The sequence below is a fragment of the Halobacterium sp. R2-5 genome (genome assembly GCF_011734195.1).
Classification (GTDB): domain Archaea; phylum Halobacteriota; class Halobacteria; order Halobacteriales; family Halobacteriaceae; genus Halobacterium.
Window position 1 is genome coordinate 1,363,104 of sequence record NZ_JAANTH010000001.1, and the last position, 14,598, is coordinate 1,377,701.

18 protein-coding genes are annotated in these 14,598 nt (G+C 68.5%); 8 read left to right on the forward strand and 10 right to left on the reverse strand.

The genetic code is table 11. The features are described 5' to 3' along the window. The first annotated feature begins 95 nt into the window (after positions 1 to 95). Positions 96 to 521 (forward strand): hypothetical protein, encoded by a 426-nt coding sequence (locus G9C83_RS07340; RefSeq protein WP_167245437.1) that lies wholly within the window; start codon positions 96 to 98, stop codon positions 519 to 521. Between the two features lie 82 nt (positions 522 to 603). Then, entirely contained in the window at positions 604 to 1,026 is a 423-nt protein-coding gene (locus G9C83_RS07345; RefSeq protein WP_167245438.1) for a Rieske 2Fe-2S domain-containing protein, read from the forward strand. Positions 1,027 to 1,032: 6 nt separating this feature from the next. Here the strand turns inward: G9C83_RS07345 and G9C83_RS07350 are convergent, their stop codons facing one another. Next, the gene (locus tag G9C83_RS07350) at positions 1,033 to 1,428 is read right to left on the reverse strand and encodes a DoxX family protein (RefSeq protein ID WP_167245439.1); all 396 of its coding nucleotides are present in this window, start codon (positions 1,426 to 1,428) and stop codon (positions 1,033 to 1,035) included. A gap of 115 nt (positions 1,429 to 1,543) precedes the next feature. On the opposite strand from G9C83_RS07350, the gene proC reads away from it, so the two are divergent. Genes proC through G9C83_RS07365 form a run of 3 tightly spaced genes read left to right on the forward strand, consistent with a single transcriptional unit; the run spans position 1,544 to position 4,488 of the window. Then, on the forward strand, positions 1,544 to 2,320 hold the full coding sequence (gene proC, locus G9C83_RS07355) for a pyrroline-5-carboxylate reductase (protein ID WP_167245440.1): 777 nt from the start codon (positions 1,544 to 1,546) through the stop codon (positions 2,318 to 2,320). Further along, positions 2,313 to 3,161, forward strand: a complete 849-nt coding sequence (gene proB, locus G9C83_RS07360; protein ID WP_167245441.1) for a glutamate 5-kinase — start codon at positions 2,313 to 2,315, stop codon at positions 3,159 to 3,161. Before proC ends, proB begins: the two co-directional genes overlap by 8 nt. Continuing rightward, on the forward strand, positions 3,154 to 4,488 hold the full coding sequence (locus G9C83_RS07365) for a glutamate-5-semialdehyde dehydrogenase (protein WP_167245442.1): 1,335 nt from the start codon (positions 3,154 to 3,156) through the stop codon (positions 4,486 to 4,488). Before proB ends, G9C83_RS07365 begins: the two co-directional genes overlap by 8 nt. Positions 4,489 to 4,698: 210 nt before the next feature. Here the strand turns inward: G9C83_RS07365 and G9C83_RS07370 are convergent, their stop codons facing one another. Then, positions 4,699 to 6,123, reverse strand: coding sequence for an FAD-binding oxidoreductase (locus G9C83_RS07370; RefSeq protein ID WP_167245443.1), 1,425 nt, complete (start codon positions 6,121 to 6,123; stop codon positions 4,699 to 4,701). A gap of 213 nt (positions 6,124 to 6,336) precedes the next feature. Between G9C83_RS07370 and G9C83_RS07375 the strand changes: the two genes are divergently transcribed. Then, positions 6,337 to 7,227 carry a hypothetical protein gene (locus tag G9C83_RS07375; RefSeq protein WP_167245444.1) on the forward strand — a complete coding sequence of 297 codons (891 nt, stop codon included), beginning with the start codon at positions 6,337 to 6,339 and terminating at the stop codon, positions 7,225 to 7,227. A gap of 125 nt (positions 7,228 to 7,352) precedes the next feature. Here G9C83_RS07375 and G9C83_RS07380 read toward each other — a convergent pair whose 3' ends face one another. The 8 genes from G9C83_RS07380 to G9C83_RS07415 all read right to left on the reverse strand — a co-directional run bounded on the left by G9C83_RS07380 (position 7,353) and on the right by G9C83_RS07415 (position 13,191). Further along, a complete protein-coding gene (locus G9C83_RS07380) occupies positions 7,353 to 7,592 on the reverse strand; it encodes a hypothetical protein (RefSeq protein ID WP_167245445.1) in 240 nt (79 codons plus the stop codon). A gap of 95 nt (positions 7,593 to 7,687) precedes the next feature. Continuing rightward, positions 7,688 to 9,283 (reverse strand): GMC family oxidoreductase, encoded by a 1,596-nt coding sequence (locus G9C83_RS07385; RefSeq protein WP_167245446.1) that lies wholly within the window; start codon positions 9,281 to 9,283, stop codon positions 7,688 to 7,690. Beyond that, positions 9,283 to 9,813, reverse strand: a complete 531-nt coding sequence (locus tag G9C83_RS07390) for a gluconate 2-dehydrogenase subunit 3 family protein (RefSeq protein ID WP_167245447.1) — start codon at positions 9,811 to 9,813, stop codon at positions 9,283 to 9,285. Before G9C83_RS07390 ends, G9C83_RS07385 begins: the two co-directional genes overlap by 1 nt. A 44-nt stretch (positions 9,814 to 9,857) precedes the next feature. Then, positions 9,858 to 10,586 (reverse strand): fumarylacetoacetate hydrolase family protein, encoded by a 729-nt coding sequence (locus G9C83_RS07395; protein ID WP_167245448.1) that lies wholly within the window; start codon positions 10,584 to 10,586, stop codon positions 9,858 to 9,860. A 59-nt stretch (positions 10,587 to 10,645) separates the two neighbouring features. After that, the gene (locus G9C83_RS07400; RefSeq protein ID WP_167245449.1) at positions 10,646 to 11,374 is read right to left on the reverse strand and encodes a DICT sensory domain-containing protein; all 729 of its coding nucleotides are present in this window, start codon (positions 11,372 to 11,374) and stop codon (positions 10,646 to 10,648) included. 7 nt (positions 11,375 to 11,381) lie between these two features. Next, positions 11,382 to 11,750 carry a hypothetical protein gene (locus G9C83_RS07405; protein ID WP_167245450.1) on the reverse strand — a complete coding sequence of 123 codons (369 nt, stop codon included), beginning with the start codon at positions 11,748 to 11,750 and terminating at the stop codon, positions 11,382 to 11,384. Positions 11,751 to 11,925: 175 nt separating this feature from the next. Further along, complete coding sequence (locus tag G9C83_RS07410; protein WP_167245451.1) at positions 11,926 to 12,909, reverse strand: aldo/keto reductase; 984 nt, start codon at positions 12,907 to 12,909, stop codon at positions 11,926 to 11,928. A 57-nt stretch (positions 12,910 to 12,966) separates the two neighbouring features. Then, positions 12,967 to 13,191 (reverse strand): hypothetical protein, encoded by a 225-nt coding sequence (locus G9C83_RS07415; protein WP_167245452.1) that lies wholly within the window; start codon positions 13,189 to 13,191, stop codon positions 12,967 to 12,969. A gap of 81 nt (positions 13,192 to 13,272) precedes the next feature. On the opposite strand from G9C83_RS07415, the gene G9C83_RS07420 reads away from it, so the two are divergent. Both G9C83_RS07420 and G9C83_RS07425 read left to right on the forward strand, forming a co-directional pair. Next, positions 13,273 to 13,995: a metal-dependent hydrolase gene (locus tag G9C83_RS07420; RefSeq protein WP_167245453.1), complete on the forward strand. Its 723-nt coding sequence runs from the start codon at positions 13,273 to 13,275 to the stop codon at positions 13,993 to 13,995. Between the two features lie 123 nt (positions 13,996 to 14,118). Next, on the forward strand, positions 14,119 to 14,514 hold the full coding sequence (locus tag G9C83_RS07425) for an OsmC family protein (protein ID WP_167245454.1): 396 nt from the start codon (positions 14,119 to 14,121) through the stop codon (positions 14,512 to 14,514). Positions 14,515 to 14,598 lie beyond the last annotated feature (84 nt).

The window sequence follows — 14,598 nt, forward strand, 5'->3', positions numbered from 1 at the left end:
CCGAGGAGAGTGGCGGGCGCGCCTTAAGACTGCCTTCACGGAACCGCCCGCCGGGACCCCGGCGTTTTACGACGACGGCGTCACAACTCGCGGGCATGACAGCAACCGAGACGGTCGTCTACACGCTGCACCTGTTGTTCGCCGGCCTCTGGACCGGGAGCGTCCTGTTCGCCGCCGCGACGCTGCCCGGCGTCGCCGGCAGTCTCTCCGCGAGCGCCCGTGACTCGTTCGTCGGCACGCTCCGGAACGTCTCCCGCGCCAGCGCCCTGCTCCTGTTCCTCACCGGCGGCTACATGCTCACGCTCGCCGGCTACACCGAGGGCGGCGCGCTCACCGGCACGGGCCGCGGCCACCTCGTCATCACGATGCTCGTGCTCTGGTTCGCGCTCGCCGGCCTCACCGAGGTCTCGGCCAGCAAACTCGAGGACGCCGAGGACGCCTCGTCGTTCCTCTACGGCGCCGCCGCGGTCGCCCTCCTCCTGCTCGTCGACGCCGGCCTGCTGCTCACCGGCGGCGTCTGAGGACGGTTCTTTCTGCGCTTTCGTGGCTCCTCGAATCGCCCCGACCGGGAGAGTTAACGGCGTCGCTCCCGGGGTGTGGCACATGGGGAGTCGCTATCGCGTGACGAGCGTCGACGCCGTCCACGAGGAGGGCGGGTCGGTGTTCACGGTGCGGGACGAGCACGGCGACGACGAGGAAGTGCTGCTGGTGCCCTGCGAGGACGGCGTGGAGGCGTGGGTGAACCGCTGCACGCACGAGGCCCAGCGCCTCTACCGCGAGGGCGTCGGCGCAGTCGTGCGCAACGACGAGGTGGTCTGCCCGAAGCACGGGTCGATGTTCGACACGTGCAGCGGCTACTGCGACAACGGCGAGGCCGCGGACACGACGCTCGTCGACGTAGACGTCACGGTCGAGGACGGCCAAGTGTACCTCACGGACGACGACGTGCGGTACCTCCACGACGGCACGAGCAGCGACGACGACGGGGACGACGGCCCGGATTCGACGTCCCACCTCCAGTTCTGAGAACGGTCAGTCGCCGGACCGATACGCTTCCCGCAGGAAGACGAGTACGCCGCCGAGCATCGCGAGATTCCCGAAGAACGCGAGGCGTTCGCCGCTCTTGTCGTCCTCGTCGGCGTTCCAGAAGTCGTGCATCGTCGCGGTGACGACCGTCAGGAACGTCGCGGCCGCGCCGGTTGCGACGCGAGGGACCCGCCAGAGCGCGATGCCGAGCCCCGCGAACACCATCGTCCCCGAGGCGAGCGGCGCCATGATATCGGGCATCGGCACGCCCGCTGACTCGGCGTACTCGACGCTGTCCTCCACGTCTCGGAAGTCCTCGGAGGCCTGCAGCGCCAGCCCGAGGCCGAGCGCGACGCGACCGAGCGTGGAGAGCGAACGGTCGTCTGCTGTCTCGTCTGCCATGTGCGACAGTTCGACTCGCCGTCACAAAAACGTACGTGGGTGGGGCTGGGAACGGTTGGCTATTCGTGTCGGAAGCGCAGTTGGTATGTCCCCCAATCCCTTCAGTGGGGGTAAGATGAAACACGTCAGCGTCATCGGCTGCGGCAACATGGGTGGCGCCTTCGTGAAGGGACTCGCGAAGGCCGGCGGCTACAGCGTGACGGCAATCGACCTCGACCCCGACGCGCTCGAACGAGTGGCGGACGCCGCCGACGAGACCAGCGAGGACAGCGCGGCGGCGCGGGACGCGGACGTCGTCGTGCTCGCGGTGAAGCCGGACATCGTCGACCTCGTCCTCGACGACGTGGATCTGCGCCCCGAGCAGACCCTGATCACGCTCGCGGCGGGCGTCCCCCGGCAGTACGTCGCGGACCGGACGGACGCGAGCGTCGTGCGCGTGATGCCGAACGTCGCCGCGGAGACCAACAACATGGCCGCGGCGGCGACCAGCGAGGGGTTCACGGACGAGGTCGGCGGGATTCTCGACGACCTCGGCGAGTACGTCGTCATCGACGAGTCGCTGATGGACATCGCGACGGCGGTCAACGGCAGCGGCCCGGCGTTCGCGTTCTACCTCATCGGCGCGATGGCGGAGGCCGGCGTCGAGGGCGGCCTCGAACACGACCAGGCCGAGCGGCTCGCCGCGCAGACGTTCAAGGGCGCCGCGGAGACGGTGCTGCGGGACGAGCGCAGCGTCGAGGAGCTCGTCGACGCGGTCTGCTCGCCGAACGGCACGACCATCGAGGGGATGGAGGTGCTGTGGGACAGCGACGCCGACGAGGCCGTTCAGGGGGCCGTCGGTGCGGCCGAGCGGCGCTCCCGAGAGCTCGCCGAGGAGTTCGAGGATGAGTGAGCAAGTGCAGGCGCGGGCGGCCGACGAGGACGCCGTCGAGGCGGCCCGCCGGCGCGCCGCGGACGCCGACCTCGTCGTCGTGAAGGCGGGGACGAACTCGCTGACCGACGACGACTCGCGGCTCGACCGCGAGAAGCTCGACAAGCTCGTCGACGACATCATGGACCTCCGCGAGCGCGGCAAGGACGTCCTGCTGGTGTCCTCGGGGTCCATCGGCGCCGGGTCCGGTCGAATCGGGAAGGACGGCGACACCATCGAGGAGACGCAGGCGCTGTCGACGGTCGGGCAGAGCCTCTTGATGGCACAGTACACCGAGAGCTTCGAGCGCTACGACCAGAAGATCGCCCAACTGCTGCTGACCGAGCACGACCTCGACAACCCCGAGCGGTTCACGAACCTCCAGAACACGGTGCGGACGCTGCTCGACTGGGGCATCGTCCCGGTCATCAACGAGAACGACGCGGTCGCCACCGAGGAGGTCCGCATCGGCGACAACGACATGCTGTCGTCGTCGGTCGCAATCGGCGTGGACGCGGACCTGCTGGTGACGCTGACGGACGTCGGCGGCGTCTACACGGGGAACCCGAAACACGACGACGACGCCGAGCGCATCGAGGCGGTCGCACAGAACTACGACGAGGTCCAGCAGCTCATCACCGACACCGCGGAGGCGAAGTTCGGCGGCATCCGCACGAAGGTCGAGCGCGCGCGGGCGGCCGCCGAGCACGACATCCCCGCCATCATCGCGCGGTCGACGGAGCCGTCGGTCCTCGAGAAGATCGCCACGGCCAAGCCCGTCGGGACGTTATTCGTTCCCGTGAACGGTGACAGCGATGAGTGACGACACCGAGACGCAGGTCGCGCAGGCGCAGCGCGCCGCCCTCGACCTGGCGAACGTCGACGAGGCGACGCGCAACGACGCGCTGCACGCGATTGCGGACGCGATTCGCGCGCGCAGCGACGAGATCCTCGCGGCCAACGACGAGGACGTGGAGGCCGCCGAGGAGATGCTCGCGGAGGGCGAGTACACCCAGGCGCTCGTCGACCGCCTCAAACTCGACGAGGCGAAACTGGAGAGCATCGCGGAGATGGTCGAGTCCGTCGCGGGTCAGGACGACCCGCTCGGGGAGACCCTGGAAGCCCGCGAACTCGACGACGACCTCGAACTGTACAAGGTCGCGGTGCCCATCGGCGTGGTCGCGACGGTGTTCGAGTCGCGGCCGGACGCGCTCGTCCAGATCTCCGCGCTCGCGCTGAAGTCGGGGAACGCCGTCCTGCTGAAGGGCGGCAGCGAGGCCAGCGAGTCCAACCGCGTGCTCCACGACATCATCCGGGAGGCGACCGCGGACGTGGCCGTACCCGACGGGTGGTCGCAGCTCATCGAAGCCCGCGAGGACGTCGACCGCGTGCTGGAGATGGACGACGCCGTCGACCTCGTGATGCCGCGTGGCTCCTCGGCGTTCGTGAGCTACGTCCAGGACAACACCCAGATTCCCGTGCTCGGGCACACGGAGGGCGTCTGCCACGTCTACGTCGACGAGGACGCGGACCTCGACATGGCCGAGGACGTCGCGTTCGACGCGAAAGTCCAGTACCCCGCCGTGTGTAACGCCGTGGAGACGCTGCTCGTCAGCGAAGTCGTCGCCGATGACTTCCTCCCGGGGATGGTCGAGCGCTACGAGGACGCGGGCGTCGAACTGCGCGGCGACGACGCCACCCGCGACATCGTCGACGTCGACCCCGCCACGGAGGAGGACTGGGAGACGGAGTACGGCGACCTCGAACTCTCCATCAAGGTCGTCGAGGACGTCTACGACGCCGTCGACCACGTCAACGCGCACGGCTCGAAGCACACCGAGTCCATCGTCACCGAGGACGACGACACGGCCGCGGTGTTCATGCAGGGTATCGACGCCGCGAGCGTCTTCCACAACGCGTCGACGCGGTTCGCGGACGGCTACCGCTACGGGCTCGGCGCCGAGGTCGGCATCTCGACGGGGAAGATTCACGCCCGCGGCCCGGTCGGGCTCGCGGGCCTGACGACGTACAAGTACTACCTGGAGGGCGACGGCCAGCTCGTCGCGACGTACAGCGGCGAGGACGCCGCACCGTTCAGCCACGAGGACTTCGACGCCGCGTGGAATCCGGGCCGGCTCAGCGACGAGTAGCAGGTGCTGCGAGCGCGGCTTCTTCGTGCAGAATCAGTCTGAAACTGGAACAGCGGGGTCAGTCAGCAGCGATTCGAACTCACGAGGAAGGGGAGAGTCAGCATCTGACACGGGTAGTGTCCACGCGTTCGCAGAACCGCACACCGGCCCACTCGACGATTGTTCGGGGTATTTGGGCTGTGTCCTCTCGACCAGTGAGAAAAAGAGGGGTCAGGCGTCGTTCGGGTCGACGTTCACGTTCTGCTGGAATACGTTCTCCGGGTCGTACCGGTTCTTGACCGCCGCGAGCCGGTCGTAGCTGGGTCCGTAGACCTGTTCCGACCAGTCTTCCCAGTCCTGCTCTTCGACGCCAGTGAACCCGGCGTAGGCGCCCTCACCGCCCAGGCTGCGTAATCTCCGCTCGGTTTCACGCGCCCACTCGAGATTCGGCGCGGTTGCCAGCTCCTCCCAGTTCCCCTCTATCGTCACCATGTACCGCTTGTCGTCCCACGGGTACGCTGCACCCGCCCCGTGGCCGATGTTCCCGCCGAGCGGCCAGACACCAATCGCGTCCATCGTCGTTGGTGCGGCCTCCATCTGCTCGGTGATGACGTCGTGGACGTCGTCGGTCAGCTCGTCGAAGAGGACCGACCGGTGGGTGTACTTCCGGCCCCACGGGTACAGCTGTTTGCCGAGGTCGTGCAGCATCTCGTAGGGCATCTTGTCGCTCATGTCGATGAGCGGGTCGGCAACATCACGGAGCGGCGCGATCACGTCCTCGCCGTCGTCGTGGTCGCCGAGATACGCGCCGAGGATGCCGACGGCGGGCGTGCCGGCGATGTCGTCGGGGATCGGCGGCAGGTTCGGCACCTCGCCACGGATGAGAATCGACGTGAATTCCGCTGGCGCGTCTTCGACCACCTCGCGGTGCGTCTGGAGTGCGTCTTCGGTGGCGTCGGCGGGGTAGTAGACGCCGAGCGCCTGCACCACGGGCCCGACCTCGTAGAGGTCGAATTCGAAGTTGGTGACGACACCGAAGTTGCCGCCGCCGCCACGGACAGCCCAGAACAGGTCTTCGTGCTGGTCCGGGGAAGCGGTCCGGACTTCGCCGTCGGGCGTCACGATCTCGACGCTGCGGAGCGCGTCGATGCCGAGGCCGTTCTTGCGGCGCATCCAGCCGATGCCACCACTGAGCGTCGAACCCGGGATGCCGACGTCACCGGCACTGCCGGTGGGCGGTGCGAGGCCGTACTCCTGTGTTTCGGCGAGGACGTCTTCGGCGCGGGTGCCGGGTTCGACGGTCGCGACCTGCTGGTCCGGGTCGACGTCGACCCGGTCCATGTCCGAGAGGTCGACGACGAGGCCCTGGTTGACGAGGGCGCTGCCGGTCTGGTGGTGTGCGCCGCCTCGGATAGCTAGCTCGAGGTCGTTACGGCGAGCGAACTGGATAGCAGTAGCGACGTCGGTGGCGTTTCGGACGCGGGAGATGACGGCGGGGTATTTGTTGACGAGGCCGTTCCAGACGTTTCGTGCGTCCGTGTATGTGTCGTCGTCGTCGGGGAGGACGAGGTTACCGTCGAGCGTCGCGGCGAACTCCTCGACGTCCTGCTCGGCGAGCTCTGCAACTGTTCCCAGCGGATGCTTTTCCGCCGACATGTATCAATCAATCCACTAGTAGGTATCCAAAAATGTTTTCTATCAAATCGAGAGACGGGACGACGAGCTACCCGAATATTACATTATTACAGTGGCGAAATGTATTCGCCGATCTGTCTCGCGACCTCTAAGCCGGGAGATATCATTACGGCCCCGCGAATTTATGTAAGAATTAGTTACTTTCAATACTTCCAACTCTATTCGTCCGGGTGGATGCACGACGAAAATCGTCGCACCTTCCTGAAGAGCGTTGGCGCAGCCACAATCGGGAGTATCGCACTCACCGGAGCCACCAGTGCAACCCCGGGGAAGGGAACCGGGCGTGGAAACGGCCGTGGCAGCGGCTTCCCGCCGAAGGGAATCACCGAGTGGGGGGATTCCATCGAGCTAGGCAACGGCGATATCTCGACGTTCTCCACGGTCACGCCATCGGGGAAGCCGAAGTACGTCGGCATTCACTTCGCCGACGGCACGCTCGACGACCTCCCGTACGCCGAGGACTTCGAGAGCGGGGACGTCGAAGGCCGGCAGATTCACGGTGTCTGGTCGAAGCCGTTCAACCTCGACTTCCCGGCGAACACGCCCGACCCGATTAGCTACGCCGGTTGCGGGTGGAACCCGGGCGGCCACACGCCGATTGGCGTCTACGACAAGCCGCACTTCGACGTCCACTACCACTTCTACGAACCGGACGTCGTCCGTCAGATCGGGCCGGGCGTCATCGAAGATCTGCCCGACGAGAAGACGCCGGACGGCTATCGGCTCATCGAAGGCGGGGCAGTCATTCCCGCGATGGGCGCACACCTCGCCCCCGAAGACGCCCCCGAATTCGACGACCGAGACGACGCGAGCGAGTGGGAGGAGACGCTGATCTGGGGTGTTGCCGACGCGGACGGAGACGGCGAGTACGAGAACAACTACGTCGAGCCGATGATCACGCTGGACTACTTCCGGAACCACCTCGACGGCGTCGAGAAACAGGACATCGCCCAGCCCGACGTCTACCCCAAGGACGGGCACTACCCGACGACGTACACGGTGCGTGACCTCGGCGATGGCGGCTACGCTGTCCTGTTAGAGGACTTCGAAGAACAGTCGGCCTGATTCCCGCACCACGGTTCGGCTCACGAATCGGAACTCCCGCTCGGGGTCGTCCGACCGGTTTTCCGGCTACCGAGAGGGCGTTGACGCCGAGCGTTTGTTCCACCGCGGCAGCGACTGCTGGAGGTCTAGCCGGCCGTCTCGGCCGGCTGGAGCGCCAGGGAGTCCCAGCGGACGCCGCGGTAGGCGGCGACGCCGCGCTGGACGCCGAGGACGGCGACCGTGGTCGCGGCGACGGTGGCCGCGGTGCGGGGGGCGGACGCCGCGGCGACCGCGGCGAGCGTGACGGCGACGACCAGCGCCGCGGCCGCGACAGTCGTTCGGATGCTGTGCGAGGCGGCCGGGGCGTGTGAGATACCTGGTCTCATCACAGATAGACGGTGGGCCCCGCCCACTATAAGGGTAATCTGAACTACATTTCTGTAAGCGAGTTTGCTGAAATTCGCTTCTGTACGACCCCGGACTACAGGCGCTCGGCGACGTGGTCGGCGGCCTTCAGCGCGAGCGCGGCGATCGTGAGTGTGGGGTTCATCGCGCCGCCCGTCGGGAAGACGCTCGACGACGGGATCGTGAGATTCGCGAGGTCGTGCGTCCGCAGTTGGGGGTTCACGACGCTCGTCTCGGGGTCGTCGCCCATCCGCGTCGTGCCCATGTGGTGGAACGCCGGCCCCGTCGCGCCCGGGCCGACCGTCCACTGAACGTCCGCGCCGAGTTCGTTCAGGATTTCGTGCTGAATCTCGTTCGCTCGTTCGATAGCGCGGCGCGTGTAGCCGTCCAGCGACCACACGACGTCCGGCACGGGGTTGCCGTGGTCGTCGGTGCGTTCGGGGTGGAGGCGGATCTGGTTCTCCTCTCGCGGGCGCTGCTCGACGAGCGCGCCGACCGCGACGTGCGTGCCGTAGCCGTCGCGGATGCGGTCGAGCATCGCGTCCCCCCAGTCGTCGCCCGTGAGCGCCATCTCCACCGGTGACGGCCCGGCGTAGTTGAGGAACTCTAGCTTGATGGCGCCCCGCTCGTCGTCCTCGCGGTCGTAGAACTGGTGGCTCTCGGTGGTGTTGAACCCGACGTGGTTCTGGCGCGTGGGCTCGTCGAGCGTGCCGCCGGCGCCCGCGAACAGGTGGTCCATGAAGTACCGGCCGACGAGCCCCGAGGAGTTCGCGAGGCCGTCGGGGTACTGCTCGGACTCGGAGAGCAAGAGCAAGCGCGGATTCTCGATGCCGCCCGCCGCGAGCACGAACTCGCGGGCCTCCTGACGGTGCTCGCTGCCGTCCGGCGTGGCGTAGACGGCCGCCGTCACGCGCTCGCCCGCGTCGTCGTGTTCGAGGCGCTGGACGGGCGCGCGGTCGATAACGCGGGCGCCCCGCTCCTCGGCGCGCGCGACGTGAACCGTCGCGTCGTACTTCGCGCCCGACGGACACACCGGCTGGCAGGTGCCGTAGCCGACGCAGGCGCTCCGGTCGTTCCGGGCCTCCGAGAGTCGCGCGTTCGGCACGGAGTGAGTCGTCACGCCGACATCCTCGCAGGCCGCCGCGAACAGCGAGTCCGAGTAGCTCGGCGGGAAGGCGGGCAGCGGGTGGGGCTGCTCGCGCGGCGGCGCGAACGGGTTGTCGCTCGCGCCAGCGACGCCCAGCTCCTGCTCGGCGTCGGCGTAGTACGGCCGCAGGTCGTCGTAGCTAATCGGCCAGTCGGCGCCCACGCCCGTCTCGGACTCCAGCCGGAAGTCCTGCTCGTGGAGGCGCATCACCATCCCCTGCCAGTGGAGCGTCGACCCCCCGACGCCCTTCACGCGCGCCGCGTTCAGCGGGTAGTGGCGGTCGCCCGTCGACGCGTACGCGTCACGCTCACCGCCCATCTCCCAGACGGAGTTCGGGCCGTGCGCGGGCCGAATCGAGCGCTCCATGCGCTGCTCGCGCTCGTCGTCCTCGAAGCGCGGGCCGGCTTCGAGGACGACCACCTCGTAGCCCTCGGCGGCCAACCTATCAGCGACGAGGCCGCCCGCGGGGCCGGCGCCCACGACGCAGACGTCCGCGCGCTCTGCGGGCCGGCGGTTCGCTCCCATCACCGTGGCCCCCGCTGGTAGCTCGCTGTCCCGCCGGGGTGGCCCTGCGGGTTCTCGATGCCCGCGAGCTCGCCGCCGGTCGGCGTGGAGAACAGCGCGTACAGCAGTTCGTTCACGAGGTAGTACCGGACGCGCTCGGCTTCGTCGCCGTCCGGGACGGGGTCGGAGATGTCGGCTTCCATCCCGGAGAGCGTCTCCTCGCGGGTCGCTTCATCCAGGGCGGCGAAGTCGGCGTCGTGCCAGTGGCGGGTGTACTCGTCGAGCGCGTCGACGGCGTCCGCGACGCCCGCCGCGTACTCGGGACGGTCCGCGAAGCGTCCGGCGCTGTACTCGCGGACGAACGAGTCGACGCCCTCGACCTCGCTCGGGTAGACGACGCCCGCGACGGCGACCAGCGTCGCTACCTCGTGGTCGCCGACGGGTCCGTCGTCGTTCTCGTTCTCGGAGAGCGCGAGCGCGCCCGCGCCGGCAGCACCGGCCGCGCCCGCGGCGGCGAGCGCGGCGAGCGTGTCGCGTCGCGTGAGTTCCATCCGGCCGCGTCTTAGGCCGGCCTAATCTTCAGCGTTGTCCTTCGTCACTCGCGCTCGACGTCGTGGGAGAGCGTGCCGACGCCCTCGACCTCGACCTCGACGCTGTCGCCGTCCTCCAGCTCGTTCACGCCCTCCGGCGTGCCCGTGATGATGACGTCGCCCGGTTCGAGGGTCATGTACTCCGTAATCTCGGCGATCAGCTCGGGGACGGAGAAGATGAAGTGCTCGATGGACGAGGACTGCCGCGTCTCGCCGTTCACGCGCAGTTCGACGCTCGCGTCCTCGGGCACCTCGTCGGGCGTCGCGAGCACCGGGCCGAGCGGGCACGCGCCGTCGAAGGCCTTCCCGCGCACCCAGTTCTGCTCCTCGGACTGGTCGGTGCGGTTCGAGACGTCGTCGGCGGCCGTGTAGCCCGCGACCACGTCGAAGGCCTCTTCCTCGTCGACGTTCCGACACTGCTCGCCGATGACCACCGCGACCTCCGCCTCGTGCTCGATGTAGTTGTCGCCCGGCAGCGTCACGGTGTCGCCGTCGCCGGCGACGGCGTTCGGCGGCTTCAGGAACAGCAGCGGACGGTCCGGGATCTCTGAGTTGCGCTCCTCTGCGTGCGCGGCGTAGTTCCGGCCGACGCAGACGATCTTCGACGGCTCCGCCGGCGGCAGCACCTCGACGTCGTCGACGTCGTAGGTCCGTCCGCCGAACGAGACGGTGCCGTCCTCGTACTCGCCGCGTCGTACTGCCCCTGCCGGGTCGCGGAAACGCATCCAGTGCATGCTCGCGGCTTCCCGCGGTGGCCGCCTAAGCGTTCCGGGTGCGGCAAACCCCCGCCGCCCTACGCGTCGTACTCCTCGCGCAGGTACGAACAGAGCTCGTCGACGCGCTCGGGGTCGTCAGTCCAGAAGCCGAAGTAGCCGCCCGCGCGCTCCTCGGCGACCAGCGCGCACTTGTACATGTCCCCGCCCTGGCCGCCGTCGAAGGCGACGAACCAGTACCGGCCGATTTCGGGCTCCTCGGAGCGGACGACCGAGACCGCGTCGTCCAGCGCGGGCGAGTCCCGCCCTCGGAGGAACACCCTGACGTCGAGACTGGATTCGTCGGCGAGGCGGTTGTAGACCGACGTCTGCGCGGCGAGCGCGGCCGGCCGCTGGAAGCCGGCGTACAGCCCGCCGGTACCGACCCGCCACGCGCGCTCCTCGAACTCCCGGGTGACGGCGAGCAGCTGGCGGCGCTCGAAAGCGGTGAACAGCGTCTTGTCGAAGAAGTCCAGCAGCTCGGCGAGGTTGACCTCTGACTGGGCGAGCTCCCACGGCGGGTGGATTTCCGGCGAGGCGAGTTCCGCCAGGCGGCCGACGCCGAGTGCGCCGAGGAACTCGCCGCGGGGGCCGCGGACCACGACGAACCCCTCGGAGTCGCGGGTGGGGCTGTCCCGCCGCGTGACGTCGACGTGCCGCGTCGAGAACTGCTCGCGGAGGTCCGCGACGACCGCGTCGTCGTCGCTGTGCACTTCGAGGGTCTTCCGCTGGGCCTCGACCCCGTCGAGGAGGTCGCCGAGCGACTGCATCGGCGGCTCAGTCCGCGCGCTCCAGAAGCGCCCACACCGCGTCCGGGACGTCCGCCTCTCTGACGGTGTGGTCGGTGGAGTCGTACTCGACGAACCCGCAGGCGTCGAGCGCCGGGAGCGTCTCGTGGTGGAGCGCGACCACGTTCGCCCGGTGCCGGCTCGGGCCGGCGATCGAGCCCGTCGCGGCGGCCTCCGAGCCGGTCACTACGTCGCCGAGGTCCGACAGCGTCGTCGGCGAGTGGTCGGCGAGATATCGGAGCGCCACGCGCGCCTGCGGGTCGGCGAGCGCTCGAATCTCGCGCTTAGAGAGCCGGTCGAGGGCGCCGAACCGGGCCTGCCCGGATTCGGTTTCACCCAGCTGTTCCCCGTCGTCCATGGCCGGTCTTACATGGTCGACCCGTAAGAACCTGACTCTCCGCCCGCTCGTTCTGTACGTCCCCGCAGTTCCATCCCCAGCGTCGCGTCGAATGCTCGAACGCCCAGCGATTCGGTGCCGAACCACACGTCCAGCAATTCTGCTGCGGACTGGCTGCGGTTCTCCCGCCCGGCGCCTACCAGCGGTGGTGGACGTGCTCCTCGACGTACTTCTCGTAGACGTCGCGGGCGGCGCCGTGGGCCTTGTGTTCGAGCGGGCGGGCGTTCGACGCGGCGACGTTGCTCCGGATGTGCTCGGGCGTCGTCGACCCGGGAATGACGGTGGAGACGGCGTCGAAGTCGAGGATCCAGCGGAGCGCGAACTGCGGCAGCGAGAGCGGCTCGGGGACGTACTCGCGGAGCTCGTCGACGGCCGCGACGCCGGGTTCGAGCGGAACGCCCGCGAACGTCTCGCCGACGTCGAAGGCCTCGCCGTCGCGGTTGAAGTTCCGGTGGTCGTTCTCCGGGAACTCGGTGTCCTCGTCGATGGCGCCGGTGAGCAGGCCGGAGGCCAGCGGTACGCGCACGATGACGCCGACGTTCTCGCGGGCGGCCGCGTCGAGGAAGCGCTCGGCGGGCCGCTGGCGGAGCGGGTTGAAGATGAGCTGGACGGTCTCGACGCCCGGGTACTCGATGGCCTTCATCCCCTCCTCGACCTTCTCGACGCTGACGCCGTAGTGGTCGATTTTGCCGGCGCTCCGCAGGTCCGCGAGCGCGTCGAACGTCTCCGGCTGGTAGTACGTCTCCGTCGGCGGGCAGTGCAGCTGGAGGAGGTCCAGGGAGTCGACGCCGAGGTTCTCCCGGGAGCGGTCGACGAACCGTTCGAGGTTCTCGCGGGTGTAGCGGTCGGCCTCGTGGGGGTTGAGGCGGCGGCCCGCCTTCGTCGCGACGACGGGGTCCTCCTCTCGGTCTTCCAGTACTTCGCGGATGAGGCGCTCGCTGCGGCCGTCGCCGTAGACGTCCGCGGTGTCCAGGAAGTTCACGCCCGCGTCCAGCGCGGCGCGCACGGCGTCCTTGCCCTCCTCCTCGCCGACGTCGCCCCACTCGCCGCCGATCTCCCACGTGCCGAGGCTCACTTCGCTGACGTCGAAGCCGGTCGAGCCGAGTCGTCGCTGCTTCATACCGGGAGTCGAACCCGGACGCACCTAACGGTGTGGGAAGGCCGCGAGGCCGGCCGGTTAGTCGAGATTCGGCGCGAGCAGCGCCACTCCCGCGACGAACGCCGGGAGGCCCACCAGCAACGCGGACGCGTACGCCAGCTGGACGAAGACGCCGGGCGTGTCGAAACTGGCCGCGACGACGAGCGTCAGCAGTGTCAGCTGGGCGAGTACGAGTGCGAGCAGGCCGTCGCGGTTGCTCGCTACGGAGGACTCGGGGGAAGGTTCGTGAGCGGCGCCGTCCATGCTGGCTCCCGCGTAGCGCTCTCGGAAGTATTCTCTGGGCCGGTAGCTTTTATGTGTAATTCGCGAGTAGTTCCACTCGCTATGGAACTCACCTGGCACGGCCACTCCACGTGGCGCGTCGACGTCGGCGAGACGACGCTGCTCATCGACCCGTTCTTCGACAACCCGAAGACCGACACCGACCCGAACGAGCTCGACCCCGACCACGTGCTGCTCACGCACGGGCACGCCGACCACATCGGCCACGTCGGCGAATTCCTGGACACGCACACGGTCGCGACGCCCGAACTCGCGGGCTACGTCGCCGACGAGTACGGCGTCGAGCACACCACGGGGATGAACCTCGGCGGCACCGTCGAGCTCGGCGACGCGTACGTCTCGATGGTGCGCGCCGACCACACGAACGGCCTCGAGACCGACTACGAGTACTCCGCCGGCACGCCCGCCGGGTACGTGATTTCGGACACGAAGCCGACGCAGGTCGCCGACGAGGAGTCGGAGACGTTCTACCACGCCGGCGACACCAGCCTCCACACGGAGATGCGGGACGTCATCGCGACGTACCTCGAACCCGACGCCGTCGCCGTCCCCGCTGGCGACCACTTCACGATGGGGCCGTGGCAGGCCGCCGTCGCCGTCGACTGGCTCGACGCCGACGTCGCGTTCCCGATGCACTACGACACGTTCCCGCCCATCGAGATCGACACCGACGACTTCGTCCGCGAGGTCGAAGCCACCGGCAGCCAGGCCGAGCCCTACGTCATCGACGGCGACGAGACGTTCGACATCTCCGAGGGCTACTGACGACATCGCGGAACGGCCAGTTTCCGGCCATCCGCGAGGCGTGCCGTGCGCGCTCGACGGCCCCCGTGAGCCCTGCTGAAAGAACAACGCTTACGGCGCGGGCGAGCGACGTATCGGAACGCAATGACTATCGAAGTTACCAGTACGTCCGAGGAAGGCTACGTCACGCGGTCGCGCGTCGGCGACTTCGAACTGACCATCGACGCCACCGACGAGGAGGGCCCGAACCCGAACGCGACGCTGCTCGCGGACTACGCGTCCTGCTTCATCCCGGCGTTCCGCGTCGGCGGCCAGAAGGAGGGCTTCGACGACCTCGGCCGAATCGACATCGACGTCGAGGGCGACATCGACGACGAGGACGACCTCGAAGCGATTCGCTTCCACATCCTCGTCGAGGCGGACCTCGACGACGACGAGCTCGACGCCGTCATCGAGCGCGCAGAGGACATCTGCCACGTCCACAGCGCGCTCCGCGAGGGCCTCCACGCCGAGATCACGGGCGAGACCGGCGCCTTCTAAGCGGCGCGACCGCGCGGACGACACCGCGACTGTCCACGTTTCTTTCGTCGTAGCATACAAGCACGCCGACTGCGTAGCCGCCAG

Bases quoted from the DNA above. Each gene is read 5' to 3' on its own strand.
- G9C83_RS07345 (WP_167245438.1), top strand. From the start codon at position 604: ATGGGGAGTCGCTATCGCGTGACGAGCGTCGACGCCGTCCACGAGGAG.
- G9C83_RS07390 (WP_167245447.1), bottom strand. From the start codon at position 9,813: ATGGAACTCACGCGACGCGACACGCTCGCCGCGCTCGCCGCCGCGGGC.
- G9C83_RS07385 (WP_167245446.1), bottom strand. From the start codon at position 9,283: ATGGGAGCGAACCGCCGGCCCGCAGAGCGCGCGGACGTCTGCGTCGTG.
- G9C83_RS07380 (WP_167245445.1), bottom strand. From the start codon at position 7,592: ATGAGACCAGGTATCTCACACGCCCCGGCCGCCTCGCACAGCATCCGA.
- G9C83_RS07395 (WP_167245448.1), bottom strand. From the start codon at position 10,586: ATGCACTGGATGCGTTTCCGCGACCCGGCAGGGGCAGTACGACGCGGC.
- proB (WP_167245441.1), top strand. From the start codon at position 2,313: ATGAGTGAGCAAGTGCAGGCGCGGGCGGCCGACGAGGACGCCGTCGAG.
- G9C83_RS07400 (WP_167245449.1), bottom strand. From the start codon at position 11,374: ATGCAGTCGCTCGGCGACCTCCTCGACGGGGTCGAGGCCCAGCGGAAG.
- G9C83_RS07410 (WP_167245451.1), bottom strand. From the start codon at position 12,909: ATGAAGCAGCGACGACTCGGCTCGACCGGCTTCGACGTCAGCGAAGTG.
- G9C83_RS07375 (WP_167245444.1), top strand. From the start codon at position 6,337: ATGCACGACGAAAATCGTCGCACCTTCCTGAAGAGCGTTGGCGCAGCC.
- G9C83_RS07415 (WP_167245452.1), bottom strand. From the start codon at position 13,191: ATGGACGGCGCCGCTCACGAACCTTCCCCCGAGTCCTCCGTAGCGAGC.
- proC (WP_167245440.1), top strand. From the start codon at position 1,544: ATGAAACACGTCAGCGTCATCGGCTGCGGCAACATGGGTGGCGCCTTC.
- G9C83_RS07420 (WP_167245453.1), top strand. From the start codon at position 13,273: ATGGAACTCACCTGGCACGGCCACTCCACGTGGCGCGTCGACGTCGGC.
- G9C83_RS07370 (WP_167245443.1), bottom strand. From the start codon at position 6,123: ATGTCGGCGGAAAAGCATCCGCTGGGAACAGTTGCAGAGCTCGCCGAG.
- G9C83_RS07405 (WP_167245450.1), bottom strand. From the start codon at position 11,750: ATGGACGACGGGGAACAGCTGGGTGAAACCGAATCCGGGCAGGCCCGG.
- G9C83_RS07340 (WP_167245437.1), top strand. From the start codon at position 96: ATGACAGCAACCGAGACGGTCGTCTACACGCTGCACCTGTTGTTCGCC.
- G9C83_RS07350 (WP_167245439.1), bottom strand. From the start codon at position 1,428: ATGGCAGACGAGACAGCAGACGACCGTTCGCTCTCCACGCTCGGTCGC.
- G9C83_RS07365 (WP_167245442.1), top strand. From the start codon at position 3,154: ATGAGTGACGACACCGAGACGCAGGTCGCGCAGGCGCAGCGCGCCGCC.
- G9C83_RS07425 (WP_167245454.1), top strand. From the start codon at position 14,119: ATGACTATCGAAGTTACCAGTACGTCCGAGGAAGGCTACGTCACGCGG.